The organism is Nocardiopsis listeri NBRC 13360 (assembly GCF_001570765.1).
GTDB lineage: Bacteria > Actinomycetota > Actinomycetes > Streptosporangiales > Streptosporangiaceae > Nocardiopsis > Nocardiopsis listeri.
Genome location: NZ_BCSH01000084.1, coordinates 12,525 through 28,422, shown reverse-complemented (window position 1 = coordinate 28,422; position 15,898 = coordinate 12,525). Strand labels below are relative to the sequence as shown.

Here is a 15,898-nt window from a genome sequence, read left to right as displayed (position 1 = left end):
TTGTTGGGCGGGGAAGGAGGGAGAACCGACCCCCACCCCGCCAGGCCACCGGCAGGACCAGGACCCCAGGCGCCCCACCCACACACCCGACACCAGCCACCCTGCGGAATTACTCATCTGGTTCAGACCAGTAGCAGGACGCAGAGGAACAGCAACAACCCCAACAGGGCCACGATGGTGACCTGGTAACGATGCCGGACCGATCCTTCGGACGGCGACGAGGCCGGTGCCGCGTGGAGCACGGTGGACCGTGGCTCGGTGGGTTCGGCGCCCTGGGGGGCGGTGGCCTCGACCGGTCCGGCCCCGGACGCCTCGACGACCGGTTCGGGTTCGGGAGCGGTGTCGACGGTCGTGGTCACACCGAGGTGACGGGGCGGCCAGGCGCGTTCCAGGGCCTCGTCGGTGCACCGCTCCACCACCTGGAGCGGGGTGGGCCGCAGCGCGGGGTCGTGTGCCCAGCAGTCCCGGATCAGCGCGATCAGGTCCGTGGGGAGCCCGGCCAGGACCTCCAGGGGTGGTGGCGAGATCAGTCTCATGAGGATGCGCGGCTCGGAGGGACCGTCGAACGGGCAGTGTCCGGTCGCCGCCTGGGCCAGGGTGGTCCCCAACGCGAACATGTCGGAGGCCGGGAAGAGCGCCGATCCCTCCGCTTGTTCGGGGGACATGTACGGCAGGGTGCCGAACACGTGCCCGGTGCCGGTCATCGTGCTCCCCTCGGTGGGGCGTGCGATGCCGAAGTCGATCACCCGAGGGCCGTCCGGCGCCAGGATGATGTTGCTGGGCTTGATGTCGCGGTGGATGAGGTCACGGGTGTGGATGGTGTGCAGGGCCTCCGCGAGAAGGGCGGCCAACGCGCGCAGGGACGCGGGGTCGAGCGGCCCGCGTTCGGCCAGCGCGTCCTTCAACGACGGCCCCGGGATGTGTTCGTAGGCGATCCAGGGTCGTTCCGAATGGGGATCGCTGTCGACCACCTCGGCGGTGTAGCGCCCGCCCACCCGCGCTGCGAGCTCGGCCTCACGGGCGAAGCGCGCACGGTAGTCGGTGCCGTCCAACCGGTCGTCCTCCACCAGGGCCGAACGCACCACCTTGACCACCACGTGGGCACCGTCGTCGGTTCGGCCCAGGTACACCTGACCCATGCCGCCGGTGCCCAGCCGGTGGGTCAGTGGGTAAGGGCCGATCCGATCGGGATCGTGGGGCGTCAGGGGCAGCACGTCACGCCTTTCTGCAGGACTTCACCCTCACTGTGTTCCCTTTTGAGGACGTTCATCCCTTCTCGGTGGAAATCGTGCGGAATCCTTGCACGACCATTGCCCGAGAATTCGCTCCGGGAGTCGGCCCGGTCGAACCCGGGTTCGACCGAGGTCGAGACTTGCGGTTGACGCGACGTCAACGCCTACGGTCGTGCCGAGGCCGGACGGACCGGCCCGACGAAGGGAACCCGATGTCCTGGTCGATGGCCGAGGTCTGCCGTGTCAGCGGTGTGACCTCCCGAACCCTGCGCCACTACCACCACATCGGTCTCTTGGAGCCCGAGAGCCTGGGCCCTGGAGGGCGGCGCCACTACGGCGACCGTGAGCTGCGCAGATTGCAACGGATCCTGGTCATGCGCGAGTTGGGGTTGGGGTTGGCCGACATCCGGCGTGCCCTGGACTCCGAACGCGACGAGGTCGCCGCGTTGCGCCGGCACCTGTCCGACCTGGTGGCCGAACACGACCGGTTGGGTTCCCTCATCGAGACCGTGCGACGCACCGTCGACACGATGGAAGGAGATGGCATGACCGCCATCCGACCCGAGGAGCTCTTCGAGGGCTTCGACGTCACCCACTACGACGATCGTGCCCGTACCCAGTGGCCCGAGCAGTGGGAGGAGGCCGCTGCCGCCGGTCGTGACCTGACCCTCGAGGAGGGGGAACGGATGCGAGCCGAGGCTGTGGCCCAGCTGGAGCGCATGGCCGTCCACCTGAGGGCCGGCCGTCCGGTCGACGACCCGGCCGTGCGCGCCGAGGTCGCCGTTCACCACGAAGGCGTGTGTCGCATGTGGACTCCGGACGCCGACGCGTTCGTTCAGCTGGGGCGGGTCTACGCGGAGCCGGGGCCGTGGCGCGAGGTGTACGAGAAGGTGGCGCCCGGGTTGGCCGACTACCAGTGCGAGGCGATGGAGGACTACGCCCGTCACGTGCTGGGGGAATCGCGCTGATCCCGCCCGTGGAGGGCCCCGACGTCCCACACCGGGGGCGGCGGGACCCTCGCGTGCTCACAGTACGTCGGGGGACACGTCCAGGACGGTGCGGTCGCGGGAGGACACCAGGTCGAACCAGGGCCCGGTCCTGGGCAGCTCGTGCCGGAAGAAGTAGGCGGCCGCGGCCCGCTTGCCCTCGTAGAAACCGTCGTTCCGGCCGTGCGCGGTGACCAGCTGCTCCAACCAGAGCCAGGCCACCACGACGTGTCCCACGGCCTCCAAGTAGGCCGTGGCGTTGGCCAACGCCACGGCCGGGTCGCCCTCGGCCCAGGCCGAGGCGGCCGTCTCGGCGGTGCGTGCCAGGGCCACGTCCAACAGTTCGGCGTACTCGGCCTCGGATCCGCCCAGCCCCCGTGCCCGCTCCACGGTGGCGCGCGCGGTCTCCACCAGCAACGTCAACCGCGACCCGCCGTCCTGGACCACCTTGCGGCCCAGCAGGTCCAGCCCCTGAATGCCGTGGGTGCCCTCGTGGATGGCGTTGAGCCGATTGTCCCGGTAGTGCTGCTCCACGTCGTACTCGCGGGTGTAGCCGTAGCCGCCGTGGACCTGGATGGCCAGGCTGTTGGCCTCCAGGCACCACTGGGAGGGCCAGCTCTTGACGATGGGGGTGAGCACGTCCAACAGCAGCCCGGCCTCGCGCACACGTTCGGGTGACTCCGCGCTGAGCTTGTCGTCCATCAGCCGCGCGCAGTACAGCACCAGGGCCAGAGCACCCTCCACGTAGCTCTTCTGCGCGAGCAGCATCCGCCGCACGTCGGTGTGTTCGATGATGGGCACCTGCGGCTCACGCGGGTCCTTCGCGCCCAGGGGGCGGCCCTGGAGACGTTCGCGGGCGTAGGCCAGCGACTTCAGGTAGCCGGTGTAGCCGACCGCCATCGCGCCGGCACCCACCCCGATCCGGGCTCCGTCCATCATGTGGAACATGTAGCGCAGACCCTGGTGGGGTTCGCCGACCAGGTGGCCGACCGCGCCGGGCTCGCCACCCGGGGTGTGCCTGCCCTCGCCGAAGTTGAGCAGGGCGTTGACGGTGCCCCGGTAGCCCATCTTGTGGTTGAGGCCCGCCGGGACGACGTCGTTGCGCTCACCCGGGGTGCCGTCCTCGTTCACCAGGTGCTTGGGCACGATGAACAGGGAGATGCCCTTGACCCCGGGTGGGCCGCCGGGGATCTTCGCCAGGACCAGGTGGACGATGTTCTCGGTGAGTTCGTGGTCGCCGGCGGAGATCCACATCTTGTTGCCGAAGATCCGGTAGGTGCCGTCGCCGGCGGGTTCGGCCCGGGTGGTGATGTCCGACAGCGAGCTGCCGGCCTGGGGTTCGGACAGGCACATGGTGCCGGTGTAGCGGCCCTCCACCATGGGGCGTACGAACGTGTCGATCTGCTCGGGGGTGCCGTATTCGATGAGCAGGGAGGCGTTGCCGGAGGTGAGGAACGGGTAGGCGGAGGTGCCCAGGTTGGCGGCCTGGAAGTAGGCGTTGCAGGCGCTGGAGAGGACCCGGGGGATCTGGTCGCCGCCCACGGAGGCGTCCATGGCGATGGAGGACAGGCCGGTCTCGGCGTAGACCTCCAGGGCCTTCTTGACCTGGGGGTCGACGTGGACGCGTTCGCCGTCGAAGCGGGGCTCCTCGGCGTCGTTGGTCTTGTTGTGCGGGGCGAAGTGGTCGGTGGCCACGCGCTCGGCCAGTTCCAGGGCGCCGTCGAAGGTCTCCCTGGAATGGTCGGCGTACCGGGTCCGCCGGGTCAGGGCCTCGACGTCGAGCCACTCGTAGAGCAGGAACTGCAGGTCGCGCGCGGACAGCAGGGTGGACGCCACGGGATGCCTCCAAGATGAGAACCGACTGGTCGGTATGCTACCTGCCTCCGCGTACCCCACGCGCGCTCGGGGCCGCCGGAGGGAAACGGTCTACGCTGGTCCCACCGAACACCGAACACGACCAGGAAGCCGCCGATGCCCGAGAACGCCGCCACCGTCCTGTTGCTCAACGGCCCCAACCTCAACCTGCTGGGCACCCGTGACCCCGAGCAGTACGGCACCACCACCCTCGCCCAGGTCGAGGAACGCGTGATCTTCCTGGGCAAGGAACTCGGCGTGGAGGTGGTCTGCGCGCAGAGCAACAGCGAGGGCGGAATGGTCGACCACATCCACTCCGCCCGCCACTACGCGGGGGTCGTGATGAACCCCGGCGCCTACGCCCACTACAGCATCGCGCTGCGCGACGCGATCGACGCCGTCGAGGCGCCCGTCGTCGAGGTGCACATCTCCAACGTCTACGCCCGTGAGGAGTTCCGGCACACCTCGGTGACCGCGCCGGTGGCCGCCGGCTACGTGGCCGGGTGCGGGATCGTGGGCTACGAGTTGGGGCTGCGGGCGGTCCTTGCCCGTGCCGCCGAACGCCGAGCCTGACCGCACCCGACGATCGCACCCGACGGCCGGGACCGACCGGTCGGTATGCCACGGGCGTGAAAAGGTCCGGATCAGCGGTAGGTCATCAGCTCCGGGCCGCCCTGCTCCAGGTGGGCGTGGTCGTTGAACGAGAGCAACTGCGTCCCGCCTCGCCCGTGCGCCACCTTGCTCACCGAGGCGTTCACCGTCACCCGGTTCATCATCACGAACGCCGAGTCCGGTGCGTTCAACAGCGTGGAACAGACCGTGCCGATCACCCCGCCGGAAGTGAACACCAACGCGGTCCGCCCACGTTCCAGGCCCGCGGCCACGTCGGCCAGCGCCGCGCGCACCCCTTCGCGAAATCGCGGGAACGAACCCGGACCCACGTCCTCGGCGGTGGTCCACGAAGTCAGGCAGGCGTCCAACCGTTGTTGCAGCGAGCCCTCCTCGATCGGGAAGCGGCTCAGCAGGTCCAGGTGGTCGTACTCGTTCCACCGCTCGTCGATGGTGGGTTCCACGTCGATCCCGGCCTCGGCCAGGACGGTGGTGGCGGTCTGGCGCTGGCGCAGCAGCGACCCCGTCACCACCGCGCCCACCGACAGTCCACGCCGCTTGAGTTCGGCGCCCAACAGTCGCGACTGTTCGTATCCGGTGGGGCTCAGCAGGTCGTAGTCATCGGCCTCGGGGGAGGCCTTTCCATGGCGGATCAGATAGATCGTCGGCATGCGCACAATGTACGGGGACGCCCCTCGCACGCGCCCACCGGGCATGGCGTTGACACACTTCGACCACTCCGGCCGGTAGAAAAGTAGGGCCGGTCCCCCCAGAGCTTCGGCGTCCTACACGACGAGGAGACCATGGGAGCGCTGTTCACGGGGGGTACCTCCGCGCGACGACTGGTTCGGACCGTCGTCCTCCAGGCGCGCAAACGGTTGTCCACCTACGGATCCCAGATTCTGCTGGCGATCATCGGCGCCGCCGTGGCCTGGACCATCGCCGGGGGACTGATCCAGGACCACAGGCCCTTCTTTGCACCCATTGCCGCACTCATCGCGCTCAACGCATCGGGCGGCGAACGAGGAAGCAACGCGGTCCGGTTGCTGGCCGGCGTCTTCATCGGCATCCTCGCCGGGGAGTTCGCGCTGTTGGTCACCGACCGGGGCGTGGTCTCCCTGACGCTGGGCACCGGACTGGCCATGATCGTGGCCGCCATGGTCACCTCCGAACGCGTCGTCGTCGGGCAGTCGGCCGCCAGCGCCATCCTCACCACGATCTTCGTCGGCGGAGGGAGCCCGGGCGTCGACCGACTCGTCGACGCGCTCATCGGTGCCGGGGTGGCCCTGCTGCTGAGCCAACTGCTCTTCCCCGCCCGCCTGGTGGCGATGATGCGGCGCATCGAAGAGGAGGCCTTGGGCGAGATGGCGCGCATGCTCGACGAGGTGGGTCTGTCCCTGACCTCCGACGGAGACGACGCCAGCGCCCAAGTGGTCAACCGGCTCGGTGACCTGAGCAGACCCATGGCCGAGCTCAGCAAGGCCCGTGAGGCGAGCATGTCCACGATCCGACTCTCCACCATCCGCTGGGGCGATCCCGGGCCCGTCATCGACGAGGACGAGGTCATCGAACGACTCATCCTGCTCGGCGAGAGCTGCCTGTTCCTCGCCCGCACCACCGTGGCCATGGACAGCGAGGAACGCCGCGAACTCGCTCCCATCGTGCGGGGCATGGCCGACGTCCTCGGTACCCTCGCCGACGACCTCAGCAGCCGGGAGGCCAGGGAACAGGCCGTGAACCAGGCACTGACGGCGGCGCGCGGCTACGGTGCGGGCACCCCTGACGACGACCCCGTCACCCACGCCACCCACCTGGCCGTGGAGATGGTCGCCACCGACATCATGGTCTTCGCCGGGATCCGTTTCGAAGAGGTCGAGGACGTGCTGTTCGGCGAGCTGGAGGATCCGACGATCCCGGCCCCGGCCCAGGAGCCCTGGCTCCCGTGGCTGCGCTGGCGGCCCCGCCTGCCCGACATCCGTATCGGACGGTTCCGCGAACGCGGATGACCGGCCCGATGCCGGGCCGGTCGATTCACGCGTCGCCTAGTCACGTACGGGAGAGTTCCGTACGGGAGAGGGTTCGAACCGCACCACCACCGACTTGGACGTGGGGGTGTTGCTCACGTCGGCCGTGGAGTCCAAGGGCACCAGCACGTTGGTCTCCGGATAGTAGGCGGCCGCGCTGCCCCGCGCGGTGGGGTAGTGCACCACCCGGAAGTGCGGGGCACGCCGCTCACGTCCATCGGACCACTCGCCCACGATGTCCGTGTAGGCGCCGTCGGCCAACCCCAGCTCGCGGGCGTCCTCGGGGTTGACCAGGACCACCCGGCGGCCGTCCCGGATACCGCGGTAACGGTCGTCCAGCCCATAGACGGTGGTGTTGTACTGGTCGTGCGAACGCAGAGTCTGCAACAGCAGCCGTCCCGCGGGGACCTCGGGCGCGTAGGTACCGTTCGTGGTGAAGTTGGCCAGCCCTGTCGCCGTCGGGAACCTGCGGTCGTCCCGAGGGGCGTGCGGCAGCTCGAAACCGCCGCGCCGCCTGGCCTTGGCGTTGAAGTCCTCGAACCCCGGCACCACCCGGGACACGTGGTCGCGGATCCGGTCGTAGTCGGCCATCGCGTCCCAGTCGACCGTGCCGTCGGGGAACATCCGCCGACCCAGCGCGCGGACGATGTCCACCTCCGACCACATGTCCTTCGACAACGGCGCGAGCACACCGTGCGAGGCGTGCACCGCTCCCATGGAGTCCTCCACCGTGATCCACCGGGCCCGACCCTCGTGCACGTCCCGGTCGCTGCGGGCCAACGCCGGCAGGATGAGCGCCCGCGTACCCGTGACCACGTGCGAACGGTTCAGCTTGGTGGACACGTGCACGGTCAGACCCACCCGGCGCATCGCCTCCTCGGTCACCTCGGTGTCGGGGGAGGCGGACACGAAGTTGCCGCCCATCGCGAAGAACACACCCACCTCGCCGCGTCCCATCGCCCGGATCGCGTCGACCGTGTCGTGCCCGTGCTCGCGCGGCGGCTCGAAGTCGAACTCGGCGGCCAAAGCGTCCAGGAACGACTCGTCGGGCCGCTCGAAGATGCCCATGGTGCGGTCGCCCTGCACGTTGGAGTGGCCGCGCACCGGGCACACGCCCGCGCCCGGCCGGCCCACGTTGCCGCGCAGCAGCAGGAAGTTGACCACCTCGCGGATGGTCGGCACCGAGTGCTTGTGCTGGGTCAGGCCCATCGCCCAACACACCACGATCTTGTGGGAGGAGGTCACGATGGCGACCAGCTCCTCGATCAGCGACCGGGACAGCCCGGAGTCGCGTTCGGTGCGTTCCCAGAACTCGTCCTCGGGCTCCTTGAGCAGGGCCTGCGTGAACTCCTCGAACCCGTGCGTGAACTCCCGTACGAACTCGTGGTCCAGCACGTCCTCGCCACGCTGGTCGGCCTCCAACAGCAGCCGGTTGACCGCGCTGAACAGCGCCAGGTCACCACCCAACCTGACCTGCATGAACAGGTCGGTCAGCTCGGTTCCACGGCCCACCAGGCCGCGCGCGTTCTGGGGGTTGCGGAACGCCTTCATGCCCGCTTCGGGCAGCGGGTTGACCGTGACGATCCGCGTTCCCGAACGCTTGGCCTTCTCCAGGGCCGAGAGCATCCGCGGATGGTTGGTGCCCGGGTTCTGCCCGGCCACGATGATCAGGTCCGCCTCGTACATGTCCTCCAGGGACACGCTGCCCTTGCCCACACCCAACGTCTCGGTGAGCGCCGAACCGGACGACTCGTGGCACATGTTCGAGCAGTCCGGCATGTTGTTGGTGCCCAACTGCCGGGCGAACAGCTGATAGGCGAACGCCGCCTCGTTGCTGGTGCGCCCCGAGGTGTAGAACTCGGCGGCGTCGGGGGAGGGCAACCCGCGCAGCTCCTCGGCGATGAGGTCCAAGGCGGCCTCCCACGAGATGGGCTCGTAGTGGGTTCCGTCCTCGGGCAGGTACACCGGCCCGGTCAACCGGCCCTGCTGCCCCAGCCAGTAGCCGGAGCGCTCGGCCAGCTCACCGACCGGGTTCCGGGCGAAGAAGTCCGCGCCGGCCTCGCGGCGGGTGGCCTCCTCCGCGACCGCCTTGGCGCCGTTCTCGCAGAATTCCGCCGTGTGCCGCTTGTCCGGGTCCGGCCAGGCACACCCCGGGCAGTCGAAGCCGCGCTTCTGGTTCACGGCGAGCATCGCGGGCAGCCCGCGCATCACACCGGCCTGTTCTCCTACGTGCCGCACGCTGCTGAGCACCGCGGGGATTCCCGCGGCACTTTCCTTGGGTGATCCGACCTCCGGCGCGTCCTGCGCGGGATCGGGCATCTGCGAATCATGGTGTCTCACACCCCCATTCTTTCACCCGGCGGAGCCGAGCACAGGAGGCGGATGCGTTCGCGTACGCCAAAAGAAGAGATCACTATCAAGCGATTGACCGTTCTTGTTGAGGGGACCTTGGTCCCTGTACGCTCGGTCGATGTTGTTGAGCCGGCTGAAGTACCTGACCGCGCTGGCCAAGGAACGTCATTTCGCACGCGCCGCCCAGGCCTGCCACGTCTCCCAGCCCGCGCTGTCCTCCGCCATCCGCAAGCTGGAGGTGGAGTTCCGCGTACCCATCGTCAAGCGGAGCAACCGGTTCATCGGGTTCACCCACGAGGGCGAACAGATCGTCACCTGGGCGCAACGGGTCATCGCCGAACACGACTCCCTCCTGGAGAGCGTGCGCAACGGGAGCGAGGGGCTGAGCGGACGACTGCGCATCGGCGCCATCCCCACCACCCTCAGTTCCCTGTCCCTGATCACCCGTGGGCTGTGCGAACGTCACCCCCAGGTCACCCTGTCGATCGTCTCGATGACCTCCACCGAGATCGAACAGGCCCTGGCCGACTTCCAGATCGACGTCGGCGTCACCTACATCGCCAACGAACCCCTCGACCACGTGCGCCGAAAACACCTCTACCGGGAGCACTACGTCCTGCTCACCGCCGAGGACGGGCCACTGGGGCACCGCGCGAGCATCAGCTGGGCCGAGGCGGCCGAGGCGCCGTTGTGCCTGCTCACCCCGGACATGCAGAACCGGCGCATCATCGACGGCGCCTTCCGACAGGCCGGCACCCGACCGGTGCCCCGGGTCGAGACCAACTCGGTCAGCGCGCTGTGCTCCCATGTCCGTGGCGGCCAGTGGTCGGCCGTGATGCCGCACGCCTGGTTGTACCTGCACGCCATCCCCGAAGGCATGCGCGCCATCCCCCTGGTACGGCCCGAGATCGGCCAGGAGATCGGGTTGGTCATCGCCGACCGCGATCCCGAACCGGTCCTCGCCCGCGCCCTGCTCGACAGCGTCACCGAGGTCGACATGGAGGAACACCTGCCCGGACGCGACTCCACGGGAGGGGCGGCGCTGACCGGCTGAACCCGGCCCCTTCGATAAGCCTGCGTTATCGCGTGAAAGAAAATTCGTATTTGATTCCGCTCACACCTGGTGTGACGATGTTCCATGCTTGTTTCCGGTGTTGCGGAAGTGGCGTGGAAAAGGCCTGTATTCCGAACGGAAAACAATCCTGTGGATCGCGAGGATGGTTCGTGCTGTCGTTTTTGGACCGTGAGAAGAGTGTTGCCCCGCCCGGCTACAGCCGGTGGTTCATCCCACCCGCCGCGCTCGCCGTACACCTGTCCATCGGCCAGGTCTACGCCTTCAGCGTCTTCAAGACGCCGCTGGTGGAACGGTTCGACACGACCCTGACCGCCATCGGCGTGGTCTTCAGCATCTCGATCGTGATGCTCGGCCTGTCGGCGGCCTTCGGTGGCAAGTGGGTCGAACGCAACGGCCCCCGCAAGGCGATGTTCGTCTCCGGCCTGTGCTGGGGCACCGGCTTCCTCGTGGGCGCGCTCGGTGTGGCCACCGGACAACTGTGGCTGCTCTACCTGGGTTACGGCGTCATCGGCGGGATCGGCCTGGGCATCGGATACATCTCGCCGGTGTCCACCCTCATCAAGTGGTTCCCCGACCGCCCCGGCATGGCCACGGGGATGGCCATCATGGGCTTCGGCGGTGGCGCGCTCATCGCCTCACCACTGTCCGCGGCGCTGCTGGACCGTTTCGCCGACACCCCGGCCGAAGCGATCGTCCCCGCGTTCCTCACCCTGGGCGCGGTCTACTTCGTCGCCATGATGCTCGGCTCGATGACCGTCAAGGTGCCGCCGCCCGGGTGGCGGCCGCAAGGGTGGGAGCCGCCCGCCCCGATCGCCGGAGGTGTTCTGGCCACCGAGGGCGTCAGCGTGGAACGGGCCTTCCGCACCCGCCAGTTCTGGCTGCTGTGGATCGTGCTGTTCTGCAACGTCACCGCGGGGATCGGCATCCTCGAACAGGCCGCCCCCATGATCCAGGACTTCTTCGCCGACGTCGGAGCGGCCGAGGCCGCCGGCTACGTGGGCGTGCTCTCGTTGTGCAACATGTTGGGCCGCTTCGTGTGGTCCTCCACCTCCGACGCACTGGGCCGCAAGCGCACCTACATCGGCTACCTGGGCGTCGGCTGCGCCCTCTACCTGCTCATCGCGGTCGCGGGTACCGGCTCGGTGGTGCTCTTCGTCGCCGTCACCGGGATCATCCTGTCCTTCTACGGTGGCGGGTTCTCCACCGCACCCGCCTACCTGAAGGACCTGTTCGGTTCCTTCAACGTCGGCGCGATCCACGGTCGACTGCTCACCGCCTGGTCGTGCGCGGGCATCGCCGGGCCGCTCATCGTCAACGTGATCGCCGACCACCAGCTCGCCGCGGGTCGTACCGGCGCGGACCTGTACACGCTGTCGCTGTATCTGATGGTGGTCGTGATGGCGGTCGGGTTCACCGCCAACATGCTGGTCCGCCCGCTCAGTGAACGTCAACTCGACGAGAGCGTCTCCGACGCGCCGGTGACCTCCCGGCAGTCCGCGTGAGTCCGGTCCCACAACCCGAGGAGAAGTACATGGAACAGAAGAGCTCCGGCAACGTCCCCGCCAAGGCCGCCGCCGTCTTCTTGTGGGTGGCCGTGATCGTGGCCCTGGGATACGGAGTGACACAGACGACCCTACAGGCGGCCACCCTGTTCACCGGCTAGCGTGACGGAACCCGGCTCAGTCCACCTCGCCGGCGAAGGTCACCGGCGGGTACAGCGGCACGAAGTCCTGGTCATGGAACTCCACCGTGTACTGGAGCCGGGTTTCGCCCTCTTCGGCCCAGCAGTCCTCGTCCCAGGAACCGCTTTGTTCCGGTTCCAGGGTCTCGGGCGGCTTGACCTGTGAACCCAGGGCGGGCGCGCCCGACTCCCGGGGTGGTTCACCCACCTCGCAGGTGCGCGTCAACGAACCGGTCTGCACGGGCTCGGAGCCGTCGTTGGAGACCTCCACCCGCCAGGACACGTACGGCAGGTCCTCCTCCTCACCGGTGACCGGGTCGACCCCGCCCTCCTCCACCTCACGCCGAAAGTCGCTCAGCCCGATGGTGAACCCGTCACCGAAGTCGTGGGTCTCGTTCAGATCCACGGTCACCGGATCGAAGGTCGGGGTGGGCCGCGGTGTTTCCTGCGCGGTGGGTTCGGGTTCGGCCACGGGCGGCCCCATCGTGCTTCCGTGGGTGATCCACCCGGCGCCGAAGCCGACGATCAACGCGGCCGCGACGGCGGCGACGGTGGCGATCCATCCGGTTCTGGTCATGCGCAGGGGGTCCTTCCCGGGGCCGGGCATCCGTCCGGCGTCATCGGTGACGGTACCGCACCAGGGGGTGACCACGTGATCACGGCCCACCCGGATACGCGATCGGACGTACCCGAACGCGATTCCGGGCCGACGCGGTGTCCCGGGCCCACGACGCACGATGGCGGCATGAACGTACACGATCGCCCCGCACCCGGTCTGTCCTTCCCGGTCCTGGTCCTCCTCGCGCTGATCGCCGCGCCGCGCGTGGTCCTGCACGATCTCGGTCTCATCCAAGAGGGCACCTTCGTCAACGCCCTGTTCGTGTTCGTGCCTCCCCTGGCGTGGATCGCGGTGGTCCTGTGGCGCCGCGTCCCCAACCCCTTCCGTACCCTCCTGGTGGTGGGGGTCCTGTACGGGGTGGCGCTCATGCTCGGCCACCAGATCCTGTGGACCGTCGCCCATGGAGGCGACGCGCCCACGCTCGGCGGTGACCTCGCCGATCTGTCACCGGTGGTCCAGCAGGTCGTCATCCGTGTCTTCGCGGCCCTGAGCAGTCTGGTCACCGGCACCGTCGTCGGCGCCGTCTGCGGACTGATCGCCTGGGGCGCGAGCAGGGTCCTGCCGGTACCGGCGGCCACACGAGCGGACGGGTGACCGTGCCGGCCGTCAGTTGACGGCGACCTCGACGCCGCCGGTGATCTCGACCAGCTCGCCGTGGGTGAGCGGGAAGACCGTGTTCGGGGTGCCGGCCGCCGCCCACAGCGTCGGGTGGTCGGCCAGGCCGGTGTCCACCACGGTCTCCACCGGCGCCGGGTGGGCGACGGGGGCGACCCCGCCGATCACCTGGCCGGTCGCGGCCCGTACCTCCTTCGGCTCGGCCCTGCGGATCTTCTTCTTGCCCAGCCGCCCGGCGAGCAGGTCCAGGTCCACCCGGTGCCGTCCGCTGGTCATCACCAACAGTGGTGCGTCGTCGGCCATGAACACCAGGCTGTTGGCGATCGCGCCGACCTCGCAGCCCAGGGCTCGGGCGGCCTCGGCCGCGGTACGGGTGGAGGCGGGCAGCTCCCGCACCCGCCCGGTCAGACCGAGCCCGTCCAGAACCTCGGCCACACGGCGGCTTCGCTCGGGCAGCGCTTGGACCTCGTCCATGGGGGAAGAACCTCTCGTTGTCGACCTCGGTCGCAGGCTATCGCCCACCGAAGGAGTGGACCACCGGGTCACCGTCGGGTGTCGGGGAGGAGGTGGCGGTCGAAGCCGGCGGCGACCAGGCCGTGGAAGGCCTCCCGGACGTCCTCGGGGACCGGTTGGGGGACGGCGAAGCCGCGTGCCGGGTACTCCATGACCCGTTGCAGGTCGCCGACCATGGTGTCCAGGACCAGCCGGTCGTCGCCCACGGTGGGCAGGTAGGCGTCGAAGTCGAGCGGGGCCGAGGCGCACACGGGCTCCACCTCGGGCCACTGCTTGAGGACGGTGGCGTGGGCGCGCCTTTCCATGTACGGCTTGCAAACGAACATCACCGTGGCCGGCGTGATCTCCTCGGCATCGAGGAGCGCGCGACCGAGCCGGAGGTTCTCACCGGTGTTGGTCGCCTCGGTCTCCATCAGGACCGCGGATCCCGGCACCCCCTGTTCGACGATCCGCTCGCGGTAGTGCACGGTCTCTCCACGAGGGAACCGGGACCGGGTGGTGGGGCTGTTGGCACCGGTGAGGACCATCCTCTCGAAGAACCCCAGCCGATACAGCTCGGCGGCCCGGTCGGCCACCCCGATGTCGTGGCTGCCCAGCACCACCGCCACGTCGCACCGGCGTGGCTCCTCACCCAAGCGCTGGTGGTCGTAGACGACCCTCGCCCAGCGTCGTACCTGTTCGGTCAGGTCCACCCTCGTCACCTCGGCCATGGCCGCAGCCTAGACCAGGACGGGCCCCGCCCAACGTTCGGCGGGGCCCATGTCCTCGGGGAGGAAACCTCAGCAGACGCCGTCGCTCGGCTTGGGCACGCCCAGACCGAACAGGGTGCGGGCGCGCAGGCCCGCCCAGGTACCCGCCAGCGCGAAGACCGCCCACAGCCAACCGTGCAGGCTGCCCGAGGAGATGCCCGCCAGGTAGGCGCCGATGTTGCAGCCACCGGCCAGTCGCGCGCCGATGCCCATCAGGACACCGCCGACCAGGCCCGCGGCCACCAGGTTCCGGCTCAGGCCGGTGTGCACCTTCCAGGTGCCGGCGGCCGCGGCAGCGGCGGCGGCGCCCAGGATGATGCCGATGTTGGTGAGACTGTTCTTGTCCCGAAGGACCGGGCCGGCCAGCTGCTCGGCCTGACCGGGCTGGGACCAGAACGCCCAGGTCTGGGGGTGCAAGCCCAGCAACTGTAGCCCCTTGGCGCCCCACAGGTTGAACGCCGAGGTGATGCCCCACGGGCCACCGGAGACCAGGAGGACGGCCGCGCCCAGCGCGGACAGGAGCAGGGCGCCGACGATCAGCGGCCAGCTACCGCGCAGGAGGCGGGCCCACCCCTGGGCCGAGGGCGGGGCGCCCACCGGCGGGGGGACCCGACGGTTCTGCACCGCGCGGGTGATGACGACCAAGGCGACCAACGCGGCGATGGTGATCGCCCACGAACCACCCCAGCCCACGTGGTCGGACAACAGCACCGGGGGCACCGAGGGCAGGTCGGCGACCAGCGGCCAGGCCGCCGAGTAGACGACCGAACCCACGATGAACCCGAACAGGGTGATGAGGATGGCGGACTGCCCGGAGCCGACCGCGAACAGGGTGCCCGAGGCGCACGCGCCCCCGAGTTGCATCCCGACGCCGAACAGGAACGCGCCGGCGAACAGCGCGATGCCGATCGGCCCGGCCGACGGCCCCGGCTCGTTTCCGAACAGGCCGGTTCCGGTCCCGATGACCAGGGCGAACAGGGTGGCGGTGGTACCGAGCAGCACCGCGTGGGCGCGTAGCCCGGCGCCGTTGCCCACAGCCAGGAACCGGCGCCAGGCCGAGGTGAAGCCGAACCGGGAGTGGAAGAGCGTGAAGCCCAGGCCCAGACCCAGGAGCAGCAGGGTCGCGGATGGGGCGCCGTGTTCGGACCACACGAACGCGGTGAGCCCGAGCGCGCCGATCAGGGCGACGGCCAGCGGCCACCAACGCACCGGTTCGGCCTCGGGTGCCTGCGGCGGTGGAGCGGCCAGGGCGGGGCGCCACCGCAGGGCCAGGGCGGGTGAGGACTCGACGGGGTGGTCGTCCTTGTCGGTCTTTCCTACCGGAGTGGTGGGTGTCGAGGTCACGAAGAGACGTCCAGAGATGACGGAGCGGGAGAAGGACCTGCTGTGACCGGTGCCGTGTCGGCGCGCGGGACGGGGGTCGGGGTCAGCGCACGACGGAGCGGCACCGGCGGCGACAGAGGCCGTCATCGGTGCTCGTCAGCGACATGGAGATGAGCACCATGCGCAGGAAGCGTGCGGGACCGAGCATGGGAGCGATTGTAGGGCATGTCTTCGAACCGGAACGCATGGCCCATGGTGGTGGCCAT

Annotated in this window: 15 protein-coding genes; 7 read left to right on the top strand and 8 right to left on the bottom strand. The window is 69.3% G+C overall.

The window, feature by feature from the left end:
* Positions 1–122: 122 nt before the first annotated feature.
* Complete coding sequence (locus NLI01S_RS22195; protein ID WP_067607897.1) at positions 123–1,214, bottom strand: serine/threonine-protein kinase; 1,092 nt, start codon at positions 1,212–1,214, stop codon at positions 123–125.
* 230 nt (positions 1,215–1,444) lie between these two features.
* On the opposite strand from NLI01S_RS22195, the gene NLI01S_RS22190 reads away from it, so the two are divergent.
* A complete protein-coding gene (locus tag NLI01S_RS22190) occupies positions 1,445–2,200 on the top strand; it encodes a MerR family transcriptional regulator (protein ID WP_067607894.1) in 756 nt (251 codons plus the stop codon).
* Positions 2,201–2,257: 57 nt separating this feature from the next.
* Here NLI01S_RS22190 and NLI01S_RS22185 read toward each other — a convergent pair whose 3' ends face one another.
* Entirely contained in the window at positions 2,258–4,054 is a 1,797-nt protein-coding gene (locus NLI01S_RS22185; RefSeq protein WP_067607891.1) for an acyl-CoA dehydrogenase, read from the bottom strand.
* Positions 4,055–4,189: 135 nt separating this feature from the next.
* On the opposite strand from NLI01S_RS22185, the gene aroQ reads away from it, so the two are divergent.
* Positions 4,190–4,645: a type II 3-dehydroquinate dehydratase gene (aroQ, locus tag NLI01S_RS22180; protein WP_067607886.1), complete on the top strand. Its 456-nt coding sequence runs from the start codon at positions 4,190–4,192 to the stop codon at positions 4,643–4,645.
* A gap of 71 nt (positions 4,646–4,716) precedes the next feature.
* Here the strand turns inward: aroQ and NLI01S_RS22175 are convergent, their stop codons facing one another.
* Complete coding sequence (locus NLI01S_RS22175) at positions 4,717–5,352, bottom strand: histidine phosphatase family protein (RefSeq protein WP_067607883.1); 636 nt, start codon at positions 5,350–5,352, stop codon at positions 4,717–4,719.
* A gap of 132 nt (positions 5,353–5,484) precedes the next feature.
* Between NLI01S_RS22175 and NLI01S_RS22170 the strand changes: the two genes are divergently transcribed.
* Positions 5,485–6,687, top strand: a complete 1,203-nt coding sequence (locus NLI01S_RS22170; RefSeq protein WP_067607880.1) for an FUSC family protein — start codon at positions 5,485–5,487, stop codon at positions 6,685–6,687.
* Positions 6,688–6,723: 36 nt separating this feature from the next.
* Here NLI01S_RS22170 and NLI01S_RS22165 read toward each other — a convergent pair whose 3' ends face one another.
* Positions 6,724–9,024, bottom strand: a complete 2,301-nt coding sequence (locus NLI01S_RS22165; protein WP_067607877.1) for an FdhF/YdeP family oxidoreductase — start codon at positions 9,022–9,024, stop codon at positions 6,724–6,726.
* Between the two features lie 151 nt (positions 9,025–9,175).
* Between NLI01S_RS22165 and NLI01S_RS22160 the strand changes: the two genes are divergently transcribed.
* The 3 genes from NLI01S_RS22160 (at position 9,176) to NLI01S_RS26625 (ending at position 11,795) form a co-directional block, all read left to right on the top strand.
* On the top strand, positions 9,176–10,111 hold the full coding sequence (locus NLI01S_RS22160; protein WP_067607874.1) for a LysR family transcriptional regulator: 936 nt from the start codon (positions 9,176–9,178) through the stop codon (positions 10,109–10,111).
* Between the two features lie 170 nt (positions 10,112–10,281).
* Positions 10,282–11,634: an L-lactate MFS transporter gene (locus NLI01S_RS22155; RefSeq protein WP_157091103.1), complete on the top strand. Its 1,353-nt coding sequence runs from the start codon at positions 10,282–10,284 to the stop codon at positions 11,632–11,634.
* A gap of 29 nt (positions 11,635–11,663) precedes the next feature.
* The gene (locus tag NLI01S_RS26625; protein ID WP_263363338.1) at positions 11,664–11,795 is read left to right on the top strand and encodes an MFS transporter small subunit; all 132 of its coding nucleotides are present in this window, start codon (positions 11,664–11,666) and stop codon (positions 11,793–11,795) included.
* A 16-nt stretch (positions 11,796–11,811) separates the two neighbouring features.
* Here NLI01S_RS26625 and NLI01S_RS22150 read toward each other — a convergent pair whose 3' ends face one another.
* Positions 11,812–12,390 carry a hypothetical protein gene (locus NLI01S_RS22150; protein WP_067607904.1) on the bottom strand — a complete coding sequence of 193 codons (579 nt, stop codon included), beginning with the start codon at positions 12,388–12,390 and terminating at the stop codon, positions 11,812–11,814.
* A gap of 168 nt (positions 12,391–12,558) precedes the next feature.
* Here NLI01S_RS22150 and NLI01S_RS22145 point away from each other — a divergent pair, with 168 nt between their 5' ends.
* On the top strand, positions 12,559–13,026 hold the full coding sequence (locus tag NLI01S_RS22145; protein WP_067607871.1) for a hypothetical protein: 468 nt from the start codon (positions 12,559–12,561) through the stop codon (positions 13,024–13,026).
* 12 nt (positions 13,027–13,038) lie between these two features.
* Here NLI01S_RS22145 and NLI01S_RS22140 read toward each other — a convergent pair whose 3' ends face one another.
* The 3 genes from NLI01S_RS22140 to NLI01S_RS22130 form a co-directional block, all read right to left on the bottom strand.
* Positions 13,039–13,521, bottom strand: coding sequence for a YbaK/EbsC family protein (locus NLI01S_RS22140; protein WP_067607868.1), 483 nt, complete (start codon positions 13,519–13,521; stop codon positions 13,039–13,041).
* A 68-nt stretch (positions 13,522–13,589) separates the two neighbouring features.
* A complete protein-coding gene (locus tag NLI01S_RS22135; RefSeq protein ID WP_067607865.1) occupies positions 13,590–14,270 on the bottom strand; it encodes a YdcF family protein in 681 nt (226 codons plus the stop codon).
* Positions 14,271–14,339: 69 nt separating this feature from the next.
* Positions 14,340–15,653 carry a YeeE/YedE family protein gene (locus tag NLI01S_RS22130; RefSeq protein ID WP_067607862.1) on the bottom strand — a complete coding sequence of 438 codons (1,314 nt, stop codon included), beginning with the start codon at positions 15,651–15,653 and terminating at the stop codon, positions 14,340–14,342.
* Positions 15,654–15,898: the final 245 nt, after the last annotated feature.